The organism is Jeongeupia sp. USM3 (genome assembly GCF_001808185.1).
Lineage (GTDB): Bacteria > Pseudomonadota > Gammaproteobacteria > Burkholderiales > Chitinibacteraceae > Jeongeupia.
Genome location: NZ_CP017668.1, coordinates 455,310 through 468,564, shown reverse-complemented (window position 1 = coordinate 468,564; position 13,255 = coordinate 455,310). Strand labels below are relative to the sequence as shown.

Genomic DNA, 13,255 nt, shown 5'->3' with positions numbered 1-13,255 from the left:
CCCGGACCTGGCCGGATCAGGTGATCAGCGCGTCACGCAGCAGGCTGAACGCGTCTTCGGTGACGCCGGCGCCGAGCGCGATGACGCGCAGCGCGCCGCTGGCAAGGTGTGCCTCGACCTCGTGCCGCATCAGCGTCAGCCCCTTGTCGTTGCGGCTGGTGAGCAGGAAGCGGGTACCCTGCGGGCTGATCCAGCCGACACGCAGCCGCCGCGGCGGTGCGCCGCCGTCCAGCCATTCGACCCAGTCGCCGCGGACCGGAAAGGCAATGGCAGCGGCAGGCTCGATCACCGATGGTTCCGGTTCATGGAATGTGTCCGGCACCTCGTCGGTGATGTATTCAACCTCCGGCGCCGCCGGGCGGATGGCGATGGCCTGCTCGATGACCGGCCCGGCCGGCGCCGCGGGCTCCGCAGCCAGCGCCTGCTTCAGCCCCTGGCGAATGGCACTGGCGTGCAACTGCACCAGTTCGGAGAAGAAGCCCTTGCGCACCTCGTCGGCGACTTCGGCGTCCCTCATCCCCTTTTCGAGTTTGGCCAGCAGCGCCGGCAGCGTATTCACCAGTTGCAGACGGTCTTCGGGTCTGACCTTGGGTGCGATGCTCCACAGCAGGTCATCGACGACGGCCAGCCGCTCGATGAAGAGCGGCGCCGCCTCGCCGTTGCCGTCGTAGGCGGCAACCAGCGCAGCGCGCCACTGCTCGTGGACGAAAGCGACGACCACCGGCGGGTGTGCCGGCTTGAGCCGCTGCTCGAGCAGTGTCTGGACCGTGGCCTGGGCCAGTTCGCTGATCTCGCCGGCCAGCAGCGCCTCGGCCTGCTCGCTGATCGACGCGTCGATCTCGTTGCTTTCGGCGTCGAGCCATCGGTCGAGCGAGTCCAGTGCAGTCTGGAATATGGTTGCATCGTCGCTGAATGTCCGGGCAACCTCGGCGATCAGTTCGGCGAACTTGCGCAGCCGGGCGTCGTCCTCGGCCGGCTCGTCCTGCCACTCGAGGCTGGCCTCGGCGATCCGGTCGATCAGCCGTCGCGCCGGATGGGACTTGTCGCTGAAAAATCCGGCGTCGAGCATCGCCGCCTTCAGCGCCGGCACCTGCAGCCGGGACAGCAGCCCCTTGGCGGCAACCGGCAGCCGGGCATCGTCGAACAGCCGGTCGAACAGCAGTGCGACCAGTTCGACGGTCATCGTGTCGAGCCGGTCGAGCTCCTGCGTCCAGCGGCTGCCGCGCAGCAGGGCCAGCAGGTTTTCCGGCTGGGCAAAGAGGTCCTGCGCGCTGCCGAACGCATCCTGCTGCAGGTGATCGAGAAAGTTGAACCAGTCCGGACGGACCGGCCGTTGCGCCGCCGCTGCACCGTTGTTGCTGAACAGCTGGTTCAGGTGAGCGATCAGCTCCGGACGCAACAACGAGGCCGCGCCGGCAGCACCGCCCGCAACTTCGCCTTGCGGCACTGCGCCGTCGCCACCGGCGTCCGGCGCGCGCCGCGCAACGCGCGACGTGCCGGCCCGGCGGGCGAGCGCCGGCAGCGCGACATTCTGCTGGATCAGGTACTGGTTGAGCTGCTGATAGACGTCGGCCACCTTGCCCGACAGTTCGGTCTCGAACGTCCGCAGCGCGACAAGCCGCGCGGCAAGACCGCTTTCGAGCTGCTGGCAGGCGCTGAGGAAGGCTTCGCAAATGGCCTTGGGACTGAGCGGGCCGGCCGTTTCGCTGCGCTCGGGCAGCAAGGTGGCCAGCCGCTGTTCGAGCTGGGCCAGCGTGTCACCGCCCTTCTGCTGCATGGCGTTCGTTACGCTGCTCAGCGTCAGCGAGGCTTCGTATTCGTCATTGGCCACCAGCGACAAGGCGTCCGGTGCCAGATTGACCTGGAAAAAGCTGCTTTCGCCGCGCGAGTCGCGCGCCTGCAGGCTGGCCTCGAAACTGGCGAGGAATTGCTGCTTGAAAGCCGCGATGATCGCGTCCTTCTTGGTTTGCGCCTCGACGCGCGCATCGAAGTACTGGTCGCGCAGCCCGCGCTCGGTAGTGGTTTCGGCGAGCTGGAAGAAGGCTTCCTGCAGCTCATCGAAGAAATCGTCCAGCGACTCGGTCAGCATCGTCAGCGCCAGATCGCGACAGGCGATCAGCGTCCCTGCCGACGGGCGGGCTTCGGATTGGGCGCGTGCGGTCTGCATGGGTCGGCCGGCCTGAAGTGAATTTTGTATATTAGGGTATGGTAATGTTTTGAGAATTTTCCGGCCAATCCGACCACTGGCGGACGGGCGGCGATGAGACACCGATTGCCTTCCAGCCCACGTCCGCCTTGGCGATTGGGGAAAACCGAGGTTGAGGAAAACCCGGTCTGGCGGGGGTATGGGGCCGGGTATAGAGTCAAAGTCAGCTTTAACGACGCAGAGACAGGCTGACATGACCTTTTCCGTTCCCCGCTCGCAGCTGGACGCGCTGTCCCAGGCCCGCGAACCCCTCGCCGACAATATCCGCTCGCTGTTTGCGCGCTATTACGCGGATCTTCCCGCCGAGGACTTCGACGCCCGGGATGCCGACAACTGGGCCGGTGCCGCATTGTCGCACTGGCGTTTCGGCGCCCGGCGCGGTGCCGGCGAGGCGCTGCTGCGCGTGAACAATCCGACCCTGATCGAGCACGGCTGGGAGTGCAGGCACACCGTCGTCGAGCTCGTTGTCGACGACATGCCCTTCCTGGTCGATACCGTCGGCATGGCGATCCACCGCCTTGGCTACGCGGTCCATCTCGTCGTCCACCCGGTACTGCGGGTGGCGCGCGACGCCGACGGCCAGGCGACGGACCTTGGCGACGATGGCGTGCACGAATCGTGGATGCACTTCGAGATCGACCGGATCACCCGCCCCGAGGCGCTGGACGAGCTCGAACGGGAAATCCGCCGTGCGCTTGAAATACTCGCCGTTGCCGTCGCCGACTGGCCGAAGATGACCGAACACATCGGCGCGACGCTCGAGGCGCTGCGCACCAGCCCGCCGCCGCTGGCCGAGCGCGAGATCGCCGAAACCATCGCTTATCTTGAATGGCTGCGCGACGACCACTTCATCTTCCTCGGCTGCCGCGACTACCGGATCGACGACATCGGCGGCGACGGCAATATGTGGATCACCCCGGGGTCGGGACTGGGCATGCTGCGCGACGACGGCGTCGGCGGCCCGTCGCGCACCTGGGCATCGCTGACGCCCGAGTTGCGCCAGATCGCCTACCGGCCCGACACGCTGCTGATCCTGACCAAGGCCGACACCCGCTCGGTGATCCACCGGCCGGTGCACCTCGACATGGTCTGCCTCAAGCGCATCGACGCCGCCGGCAAGGTCGTCGGCGAGCTGCGTCTGCTTGGCCTGTACACCGCCAGCGCCTACAGCGTGCCGCCGCGGCAGATCCCCATCCTGCGCGACAAGATCGCCCGTGCAGTCGCGCAATCGGGCGTCGATCTGGCCGGCCATCGCGGCAAGGCACTGCTCAATGTGCTCGACACCTATCCGCGCGACGAACTGATCGAAACCGACGCGGACGAACTGGCCCGGATCACCGACGGCATCGTCGGACTGCAGGAGCGCAACCGGACGCGGATCTTCTTCCGCGACGACATCTACGGTCGCTACGTGTCGGCAATGCTCTACGTGCCGCGCGACAACTACACGACCGAAGTCCGCGTCAAGGTTCAGCAACTGCTGCTCGAGCGGCTTGCCGGCGAGAGCTGCGAGTTCAACGTGCTGCTGTCGGACAGCCCGCTGGCGCGCATCAACTTCATTACCCGCATCCAGCCCGGCACGCATCCGCAGTACGACGCGCAGGAAATCGAGGCCGAGATCGCCGAGATCGCCCAGCGCTGGCCGGACGAGCTGCGCCGGCAACTGGTTGCCCATGGCGGCGAGGAACAGGGAGCGGTCCGCTACCTGCGCTATGCCAACGCGTTCTCGGCCGCCTACTGCGCCGATTACCCGGCGCGCGTGGCGGTTCACGATATCGACGCGCTCGAGACGGCGCTGACTTCCGGCCGGCTGGCGACGAGCATCGTCCCGGGCAGCCAGTCCGACACCCGGCTCTGGCGCCTGAAGCTGTATCGCAATACGCCGATCGAGCTGTCCGACTGCCTGCCGCTGCTGGAAAACCTCGGCGTCCGCGTTCAGGACGAGCGGCCGTACAAGCTCGGCTTTGCCGACGGCAGCGCGGCATGGATCATCGACATCGGCATCCAGCTGCCGCAAGCCGGCGCGCTGGAAGCGCCGCAGTCGCGCGCCCGGTTGCTCGATGCGTTCGAGGCCATTTTTGCCGGCCGCAGCGAGAACGATGCGTTCAACCGGCTGGTGTTGCACGCGGGCCTCGACTGGCGCGACGTGCTGGTGCTGCGCGCCTATGCGCGCTACCTCAAGCAGATCGGCCTGCGCTTCAGCCAGGAAACGCTTGCCGACATGCTGCTGCGCTTCCCGGCCCAGGCGGGGCAACTGGTCGCGCTGTTCAACGGCCGGCTGAAGCCGGACGCAGCCAGCGCCGTGCAGGCCGACGCACTGAGCAAGGGGCTGGCGCAATTCGCCGCCGACCTGCCGAACCTCGACGACGAGAAGATGCTGTCGCGGTTCCGCTCGGCGATCGAGGCGACGATGCGGACCAACTTCTGGCAGGCGGATGCGGCCGGCGAACCCAAGCCCTATGTCTCGTTCAAGATCGCATCGGCGCAGATTCCGGAGATGCCGCAGCCGGTTCCGCTGTTCGAGATCTTCGTCTATTCGGGCGAGATGGAAGGCGTGCACCTGCGTGGCGGCAAGGTCGCCCGCGGCGGCCTGCGCTGGTCCGACCGGCGCGAGGACTTCCGCACCGAGGTGCTGGGGCTGGTGAAGGCGCAGATCGTCAAGAACACCGTGATCGTGCCGGTCGGCTCGAAGGGCGGCTTCGTCGTCAAGAACCCGCCGGTTGAGCGCGAGGCTTTCCTTGCCAAGGGCGTCGAGTGCTACCAGACGCTGATCCGCGGCATGCTCGACCTGACCGACAACCTCGTTGACGGCAAGGTCGTGCCGCCACAAGGCGTCACCCGCCGCGACGAGGACGACCCCTACCTCGTCGTTGCCGCCGACAAGGGCACCGCCACATTCTCGGACGTGGCCAACGCACTGTCCCAGGAGTACGGCTTCTGGCTCGACGACGCGTTCGCGTCGGGTGGCTCGGTCGGCTACGACCACAAGAAGATGGGCATTACCGCGCGCGGTGCCTGGGTGTCGGTCGAACGGCACTTCCGCGAGATGGGCATCGACGTTGCCGTCGATCCGATCACCATCGCCGGCATCGGCGACATGTCCGGCGACGTGTTCGGCAACGGCCTGCTGCGCTCGACCGCGGTCAAGCTCGTCGCGGCCTTCGACCACCGGCACATCTTCATCGACCCGAACCCGGATCCGGCGCTGTCGTACAAGGAGCGTGAGCGGCTGTTCACCCTGCCGCGCTCGAGCTGGGCCGACTACGATGCAAGGCTGATCTCGCAGGGCGGCGGCCTGTGGCCGCGCACCGCCAAATCGGTTCCGCTCTCGCCCGAAATGAAGGCGCTGCTGCAGGTCGAGGACGACGAGCTCGAGCCCAGCCTGCTGATCCAGGCCATCCTGAAGGCGCCGGTCGACCTGCTCTACAACGGCGGCATCGGCACCTACGTGAAGGCGAGCACGCAGACCCACGCCGAGGCGAACGATCGCGGCAGCGATGCCGTGCGCGTCGACGGGCGCGAACTGCGCTGCAAGGTGGTCGGCGAAGGCGGCAACCTCGGCTTCACCCAGCTCGGGCGGATCGAGTACGGGCTGTCGGGTGGCCGCATCTTTACCGATGCGATCGACAACTCGGCCGGCGTCGACTGCTCGGACCACGAAGTCAACATCAAGATCTTCCTCAACCGCATCGTTGCCAGCGGCGACATGACGCTGAAGCAGCGCAACCAGCTGCTCGCCGAAATGACCGACGAGGTCGGCCGGCTGGTGCTCGAAGACAACCGGCTGCAGACGCAGGCCATCTCGCTCGAGCGGATGCAGGCGCCGTCGCTGCTGTCGGTGCACCAGCGCTTCATGCAGGCGATGGAGCGCCAGGGCAAGCTGTCCCGCCGGCTCGAGTACCTGCCGAGCGACAGCCTGCTGCTCGACCGCCAGCAGGCCAAGCTCGGGCTGACCCGGCCGGAGCTCTCGGTGCTGCTCGCCTACGCCAAGATCGCACTCAAGCAGCAACTGCTCGCCAGCGCGCTGCCCGACGATGCACGGTGGAACGCACAGCTCGCCGACTACTTCCCGCGCGCACTGGTCGAACGCCACGGCGAACGCGTTGCCGAGCACCCGCTGCGCCGCGAAATCGTCGCCACGCTGCTGACCAACCATGTCGTCAACCGCTACGGCATTACCTGCGTCTTCCGCCTGAGCGAGGAAGTCGAACGCCCGGCCGACGCGGTCGTTGCCGCGCTGATCGACGCGCAGCAACTGCTCGACGCCGAATCGCTGGTGCGCGAGATCGAGGTCGCCGCCGGCATGGCGGTCGCCGAACAGTACGAGCTGCTGTCGTCGGTACGCCGCCAGACCGAGCGCGTCGCGCGCTGGCTGTTGCAGCATCCGCTGAGCGCCACCGAGCGGGACCATCTCGCCACCTGCACCGAGCTGTGTCTGCCGCGCCTGCCCGAGTGGCTGGCCGGCAGCGCCGATGCGCAGGCGCGGCGCGAAGCCTGGATCGAGGCTGGGGTGCTTGCGCCGCTCGCCGGCAAGGTGCTGGCGATCGAGCACGCGATGCCGTTCATCGAGCTGGCGCGCGGCGCCGTCGACACCGGCACGCTGGCCGAGCGGATGAAGCTCTTCCTGTCGCTGGGGCAGACGCTGTCGCTCGACTGGCTGGCCGGTGCAATCGAGAAGCTGCCGCGCGAGAACCGCTGGCAGACCCTTGCCCGCCTTGCGGCGCGTGACGATCTGCAACGCCTGCACGCAACCTTGACCGACCGCGTCTGGCAGCGTCCGCAGGCCGATGCCGATGCCAAGCGCTCGACCTGGCAGGACGAGGCGTCCGAGTCGCTGGCGCAATGGCTGCGCATGCTCGACGAGCTGCGCGAGAGCCAGCCCGATCTGGCAATGATCTCGGCGGCGCTGCGTGAACTGCGGGCGCGGATGACGGCCTGATCTTCGGCCTGATCCAGCGGTCCGGCACCAGGGCGGCGCAGCGTTGCGCCGCCTTTTTCATGCCCGCCGCCACCGCGCGCATTCCCGCCGATCCGGCCGGCCAATCCGGTATAATGGCCGGTTTTCCGACCGATACAGACCGTGATGGAAGCCGAACAGCTCAACCAGATCGACAACCACCTCGCAGACCTGGCCAGCCGCGCCGAGGAGCTGAAGCGTTACCTTGACTATCCGGGCAAGCGTGACCGGCTCGAGGAGGTTGTCCGCCTCTCCGAAGACCCGGACATCTGGAACGACCAGAAGAAAGCCCAGGAAATCGGCCGCGAGCGCAAGGCGCTCGAAGACGTCGTCGTGGTGCTCGACGAGGTCGCCGGCGGCGCCGCCGATGCCAAGGAGCTGTTCGACATGGCGCGCGGCGAGAGCGATTACGACACCTGCGCCGCGATCAACGACGACGCGCAGGTGCTCGAAGAAAAGATCGCCAGGCTCGAATTCCGCCGGATGTTCAGCAATCCGGCCGACCCGAACAACTGCTTCATCGACATCCAGTCGGGCGCCGGCGGCACCGAGGCGCAGGACTGGGCCGGCATGCTGCTGCGCATGTACGTGCGCTACGGCGAGCGCAAGGGCTTCAACGTCGAGGTGATGGAAGAGTCCGAAGGCGAAGTCGCCGGGATCACCAGCGCGACGATCAAGCTCTCGGGCGAATACGCCTACGGCTTCCTGCGCACCGAAACCGGCGTGCACCGGCTGGTGCGCGTGTCGCCGTTCGACTCGAACGCGCGCCGCCACACGTCGTTCTGCTCGGTCTTCGTCTACCCCGAGGTCGACGACAGCTTCGAGATCGAGATCAACCCGGCCGACGTGCGCACCGATACCTATCGCGCTTCGGGCGCCGGCGGCCAGCACATCAACAAGACCGACTCCGCGGTGCGGCTGACGCACGCGCCGACCGGCATCGTCGTCCAGTGCCAGAACGACCGCTCGCAGCACCGCAACCGCGACGAAGCGTGGGCGATGCTGCGCGCCAAGCTGTACGAACTCGAGCTGCGCAAGCGCATGGAAGCACAGCAGACGCTTGAAGCCGGCAAGGCCGACATCGGCTGGGGCCACCAGATCCGCTCCTACGTGTTCGACCAGAGCCGGATCAAGGACCTGCGCACCAGCTACGAGGTGGGCAACCTCAAGGGCGTGATGGACGGCGACCTCGACGGCTTTATCGAAGCCAGCCTGAAGCAAGGCGTTTGACCTTTGACCGGGTCGCGCGCGACCCTGCATTGACGGAAACAAGAATGAGCGAACAGCAAGAACACGTCGTCCAGCAGGACGAAAACCAGATCATGGCCGAGCGCCGCGCCAAGCTCGGCGCGCTGCGCAAGCAAGGCCCGGCTTTCCCGAACGACTTCAGGCGCGCCGACGTCGCCGGCGATCTGCATGCGCGTTTCGACGGCGTCGAGAAGGAAGACCTCGAAGCGCAGAACGTCACCGTCAGCGTCGCCGGCCGGATGATGCTCAAGCGCGTCATGGGCAAGGCGAGCTTTGCCACGGTGCAGGACGTGAGCGGACGCATCCAGTTCTACATCAGCCGCGATTCGGTCGGCGAAGAGGTCTACGCCGCGTTCAAGACCTGGGACATGGGCGACATCCTCGGTGCCGTCGGCACGCTGATGAAGACCAAGACCGGCGAGCTGTCGGTACAAGTCACCGAACTGCGCCTCCTGACCAAGTCGCTGCGCCCGCTGCCGGACAAGTTCCACGGCCTTGCCGACCAGGAGCAGAAGTACCGCCAGCGCTACGTCGACCTGATCGTCAGCGACGTCAGCCGCGACACCTTCATCAAGCGCTCGCGCATCGTGCAGAAGATCCGCGAATACATGGTGAACGAGTCGTATCTCGAAGTCGAAACGCCGATGATGCACCCGATCCCGGGCGGCGCCACGGCCAAGCCGTTTACGACGCACCACAATGCACTCGACATGCCGCTATTCCTGCGCGTTGCGCCCGAGCTGTACCTGAAGCGGCTGGTCGTCGGCGGCATGGAGCGCGTGTTCGAGGTCAACCGCAACTTCCGCAACGAGGGGATGAGCACGCGGCACAACCCCGAGTTCACGATGATGGAGTTCTACGAGGCCTACGCCGACTACCAGCGCATGATGGATATGACCGAAGGCGTGATCCGCTATGCGGCGCGCGAAGTCATCGGCCACACCGTGATCGAATATCAGGGCAAGCCGGTCGACCTGTCCAAGCCCTTCGCCCGCTTCACCATCGCCGGCGCGATCAGGCACTACAACCCGCAGTACACCGACGAGCAGCTGCACGACCGTGCCTGGCTCAAGGCCGAACTGGCCCGCCTGGGTGCCAAGCCGGTACTGACCGACGGCATCGGCGGCCTGCAGCTCTCGCTGTTCGACGAAACCACCGAAGAAAAGCTCTGGGAGCCGACCTTCATCGTCGACTACCCGGCCGAGGTGTCGCCGCTGGCGCGCGCCAACGACACCAACCCGGGCATCACCGAGCGCTTCGAGCTGTTCATGGTCGGCCGCGAGCACGCCAACGGCTACTCGGAGCTGAACGACCCCGAAGACCAGGCCGCCCGCTTCCAGGCCCAGGTCGACCTGAAGGACAAGGGTGACGACGAGGCGATGCACTTCGACGCCGACTACATCCGCGCGCTCGAGTACGGTCTGCCGCCGACCGGCGGCTGCGGCATCGGCATCGACCGGCTGGTGATGCTGCTGACCGATTCGGCCAGCATCCGCGACGTGATCCTGTTCCCGCAGATGCGCCGCGAGGACTGATCCCCGCAACCATTCGCCGAACCGGCGAATGAGCAATAAAAAAACCGGCGATTCCGCCGGTTTTTTTATTGGATGTACATCAAATCCTGTATTGCGAAGTCTCGCGCTGCATATTTCCCGCCAATTCGCCAAGCTGTTTGGCCGAGCTATTGGTCTGCTGCGCAATGGCGCTGTTTTCCTCGGTCATTTGCGCAATGCGCTCGACCTGCTGGGCAATATTGGCACTCGCCAGCGATTGCTCGCGCAGCGCCGCCGAAATGTCGTTGACCATCTGCACCGTCTGTTCGGCCTTGCCGCCGATCTGGCCAATGACGTCGCGTGCGGCATCGGCCTGCGCCACGCCGGACTTCACCAGACCCACCGCCTGGTTCATGCCGGCCACCGAGCGTTGCGCGCGCTCGCCGACCGCCTCGATGATCTTCGAGATTTCCGCCGTCGAATTGGCGGTGCGCTCTGCCAGCTTGCGCACCTCGTCGGCGACGACCGCAAAGCCGCGCCCCTGCTCGCCGGCGCGTGCGGCCTCGATCGCCGCATTCAGCGCCAGCAGATTGGTCTGGTCGGCGACGTCGCGGATCACGCTGATCACCGAGGAAATCTGCTGCGTCTGCGCCTCGAGCTCGGCCAGCCGTTCGGCCGCCTCGCCCACGCCTTCGGCGATCTGGTTGATCTCCTGCACGGTACGGCCGATGACCTCCCGCCCCTGGAGGACCAGCTCGCCGGACGCCTTCGCCAGACCCTGTGCCTCGCCGGCGCGGTCGGACACATGGCTGATGCTGACGGTCATCTGCTCGACCGACGACGCCATGCTCGCCGTTGCGTCGCTCTGGTAGTTGGCGCTCTTGGCGACCTGCCCCGATGCATCGGACAGCTCGCCGGCCGAACCGGCCACCTCGCCGGCAGCGCGCTGCAGCTGCCCGAGGCTGCCCTGCACGCGATCCATCAACCGGTTGAACGCCGTCACCGTTTCGCCGACCTCGCCCTTGCCGTCGGTGCTGGCACGACGCTTGAAGTCGAGGTCCTGCTCCACGCCACGGATCGCGTCGCGCATGCCGTTGAGCGGCGTGACGATGGCGCGGTAGCTGATCAGGCCAAACACGCCGGCACCAGCGAGGCCGAGCACCAGACAGAGGATGGACTGGAAGGTCGCGCTGCTGAACGCCTTCTGTGCATCCTTGGCCTGCGCGGTCGACCACTCCTCGTTGTACTTCGCATGCGCATCCAGCGCAGCGGCAACGCGCTGCGACTCGTTGTAGCTTCTGGCCAGCAGGCCATTGGCTTCGTTGCGCTGCGCCAGCCGCGAAAGCGCCAGCGCCTTGTCCTGGATCTGCAGGTAGGCCTGCATGCTGTCCTTGTTGTCGGCCAGCAGGCGGACATCCTTCTGGTCCGCGGTGTTGAGCACGTTCTTTTCATAGTCGCGGAACGACTGGGCGATCTTGTCCTTGTAGCCTGCAATGCGTTTTTCGAGCTCGTCCTGATCCTGCGTGCTCACCGCATTGAGGTGGCGGAACGTGGTGACGCGCATGCGCTGGAAGGTGATGTTCGCGTCGCTCAGGTAGCGCAGACTGGGAATGACGTTGCGGTTGATTTCTTCGACATGCCCGTTGATCCGGTTCAGCTGATAGATGCCCAGGCCGGAAAGCAGGGTCAATACCGCCGCAAATGCCGCGATCAAAGCGATTAATCGTGTCTTGACGGTCATGGGGGTTCTCGCAAATTGACTGACTGTATGTATCGAATTTAACGCAAGCTGAATGTAATAATTGTGGGTTGTCATTTGCAGCAATGCCAATGGTATTAGGAATTGGTAATGCAGGCAAAAAAAATGCCCCGGATTGATCGGGGCATTGATTGCGGTAATGATGCTTAAATCAGCATGCCGGGACACCTACGGTTAATGCAAGCCCGCCCAAAGACGTTTCCTTGTATTTGTTCTGCATATCCATGCCGGTGCGGTACATGGTTTCGATCACCTGATCGAGGCTGACCTTGTGCTGCCCGTCCTCGAGAATCGCCAGTTGCGCGCACTTGATGGCCTTCTCCGCCGCAACGCCATTGCGTTCCACGCACGGAATCTGCACCAGCCCGCCGACCGGGTCGCAGGTCAGGCCGAGATGGTGCTCCATGGCGATCTCGGCCGCATTCTCGACCTGCGCAAGGTTGCCGCCGCTGACTGCGCAGTAGGCTGCCGACGCCATCGAACATGCAACGCCGACCTCGCCCTGACAGCCGACCTCGGCACCGGAAATCGACGCATTCATCTTGTAGAGCATGCCGACCGCTGCGGCGGTCAGCAGGAACTCGACCACGCCCTCGTCGCCTGCGCGCGGGTGAAAGTTGCGGTAGTACTGCAGTACCGACGGGATGATGCCGGCGGCGCCATTGGTCGGCGCGGTCACGATGCGCCCGCCGTTGGCGTTTTCCTCCGACACGGCGATCGCGTACAGCATCGGCCAGAGCATCACGTCGGTGCGCCCCGCCAGCTGCAGCGATACCATGCGCCGGAAAATGGCCGGCGCCCGGCGCTTGACGCCGTAACCGCCGGGCAGGTCGCCCTCCTGCCGGCAGCCGCTTTCGATGCAGTCCTTCATCACCGCGGCAATCTCGAACAGCCCGGCGCGCACCTCGGCCTCGCTGCGCCAGCTGGTTTCATTGGCCATGACGATATCGGCGATCGTCCGCCCTTCCCGCTGGCAATGCGCCATCAGTTCGGCGGCGCTGGCAAACGGGTAAGGCACGTCGGCGGCGGTCGCGGCGGCCTGGCCGAACTCGGCATCGGACACGATGAAGCCCCCGCCGACCGAGTAGTACACCTCGCGCGCCAGCAGGCCACCCTGATCGTCGAAAGCGCTCAAGCGCATGCCGTTCGCGTGCCTGGGCAGGAACTCGTGCATGTGCAGCACCACGTCGCGCCGGCCGTCAAACGGCACCGGCTGCCTGCCGTCCAGCATCAGTGTCGCGTCGGGCTGCATCAGTGCGCGGGCACGCGGGACGATGATCGCCGGGTCGACCGTGCGCGGCGCGCGGCCTTCAAGGCCGTTGAGCGTGGCCTCGACCGTGCCGTGCCCCTTGCCGGTCAGCGCGAGCGAGCCGTACAGGTCGACGACGATCCGCCCGGCCCGACCGGCCAGCCCCTCGGTCGTCAACTGGCCGGCAAAGCGTCTGGCCGCGACCATCGGCCCCACCGTATGGGAGCTCGACGGACCGATGCCGATCTTGAACATGTCAAACACACTCAGCATGGAGTACTCCTGCCGGGCGGGGTCGCCGCCCGGTTGACGGATGCAGGTTCGCGGTGGCGAATCCTGCGCC

The 13,255-nt window shown here is 66.0% G+C and carries 6 protein-coding genes; 3 read left to right on the top strand and 3 right to left on the bottom strand.

Going from position 1 to position 13,255, the window contains the following annotated elements:
• Positions 1 to 16: 16 nt before the first annotated feature.
• Positions 17 to 2,167, bottom strand: coding sequence for a DUF1631 family protein (locus tag BJP62_RS02110; RefSeq protein WP_070526020.1), 2,151 nt, complete (start codon positions 2,165 to 2,167; stop codon positions 17 to 19).
• Between the two features lie 232 nt (positions 2,168 to 2,399).
• On the opposite strand from BJP62_RS02110, the gene BJP62_RS02105 reads away from it, so the two are divergent.
• From BJP62_RS02105 to lysS, 3 genes are all read left to right on the top strand, one after another.
• Positions 2,400 to 7,145, top strand: coding sequence for an NAD-glutamate dehydrogenase (locus tag BJP62_RS02105; protein ID WP_070526018.1), 4,746 nt, complete (start codon positions 2,400 to 2,402; stop codon positions 7,143 to 7,145).
• Positions 7,146 to 7,289: 144 nt separating this feature from the next.
• A complete protein-coding gene (prfB, locus tag BJP62_RS02100) occupies positions 7,290 to 8,393 on the top strand; it encodes a peptide chain release factor 2 (RefSeq protein ID WP_070526016.1) in 1,104 nt (367 codons plus the stop codon).
• A 44-nt stretch (positions 8,394 to 8,437) separates the two neighbouring features.
• Positions 8,438 to 9,946 carry a lysine--tRNA ligase gene (gene lysS, locus BJP62_RS02095; protein WP_070526015.1) on the top strand — a complete coding sequence of 503 codons (1,509 nt, stop codon included), beginning with the start codon at positions 8,438 to 8,440 and terminating at the stop codon, positions 9,944 to 9,946.
• Between the two features lie 79 nt (positions 9,947 to 10,025).
• Here the strand turns inward: lysS and BJP62_RS02090 are convergent, their stop codons facing one another.
• Positions 10,026 to 11,645 carry a methyl-accepting chemotaxis protein gene (locus BJP62_RS02090; protein WP_070526013.1) on the bottom strand — a complete coding sequence of 540 codons (1,620 nt, stop codon included), beginning with the start codon at positions 11,643 to 11,645 and terminating at the stop codon, positions 10,026 to 10,028.
• Between the two features lie 169 nt (positions 11,646 to 11,814).
• Complete coding sequence (locus BJP62_RS02085; protein WP_070526011.1) at positions 11,815 to 13,185, bottom strand: L-serine ammonia-lyase; 1,371 nt, start codon at positions 13,183 to 13,185, stop codon at positions 11,815 to 11,817.
• Between the last annotated feature and the right edge of the window lie 70 nt (positions 13,186 to 13,255).

Bases quoted from the DNA above. Each gene is read 5' to 3' on its own strand.
- lysS (WP_070526015.1), top strand. From the start codon at position 8,438: ATGAGCGAACAGCAAGAACACGTCGTCCAGCAGGACGAAAACCAGATC.
- prfB (WP_070526016.1), top strand. From the start codon at position 7,290: ATGGAAGCCGAACAGCTCAACCAGATCGACAACCACCTCGCAGACCTG.
- BJP62_RS02090 (WP_070526013.1), bottom strand. From the start codon at position 11,645: ATGACCGTCAAGACACGATTAATCGCTTTGATCGCGGCATTTGCGGCG.
- BJP62_RS02085 (WP_070526011.1), bottom strand. From the start codon at position 13,185: ATGCTGAGTGTGTTTGACATGTTCAAGATCGGCATCGGTCCGTCGAGC.
- BJP62_RS02105 (WP_070526018.1), top strand. From the start codon at position 2,400: ATGACCTTTTCCGTTCCCCGCTCGCAGCTGGACGCGCTGTCCCAGGCC.
- BJP62_RS02110 (WP_070526020.1), bottom strand. From the start codon at position 2,167: ATGCAGACCGCACGCGCCCAATCCGAAGCCCGCCCGTCGGCAGGGACG.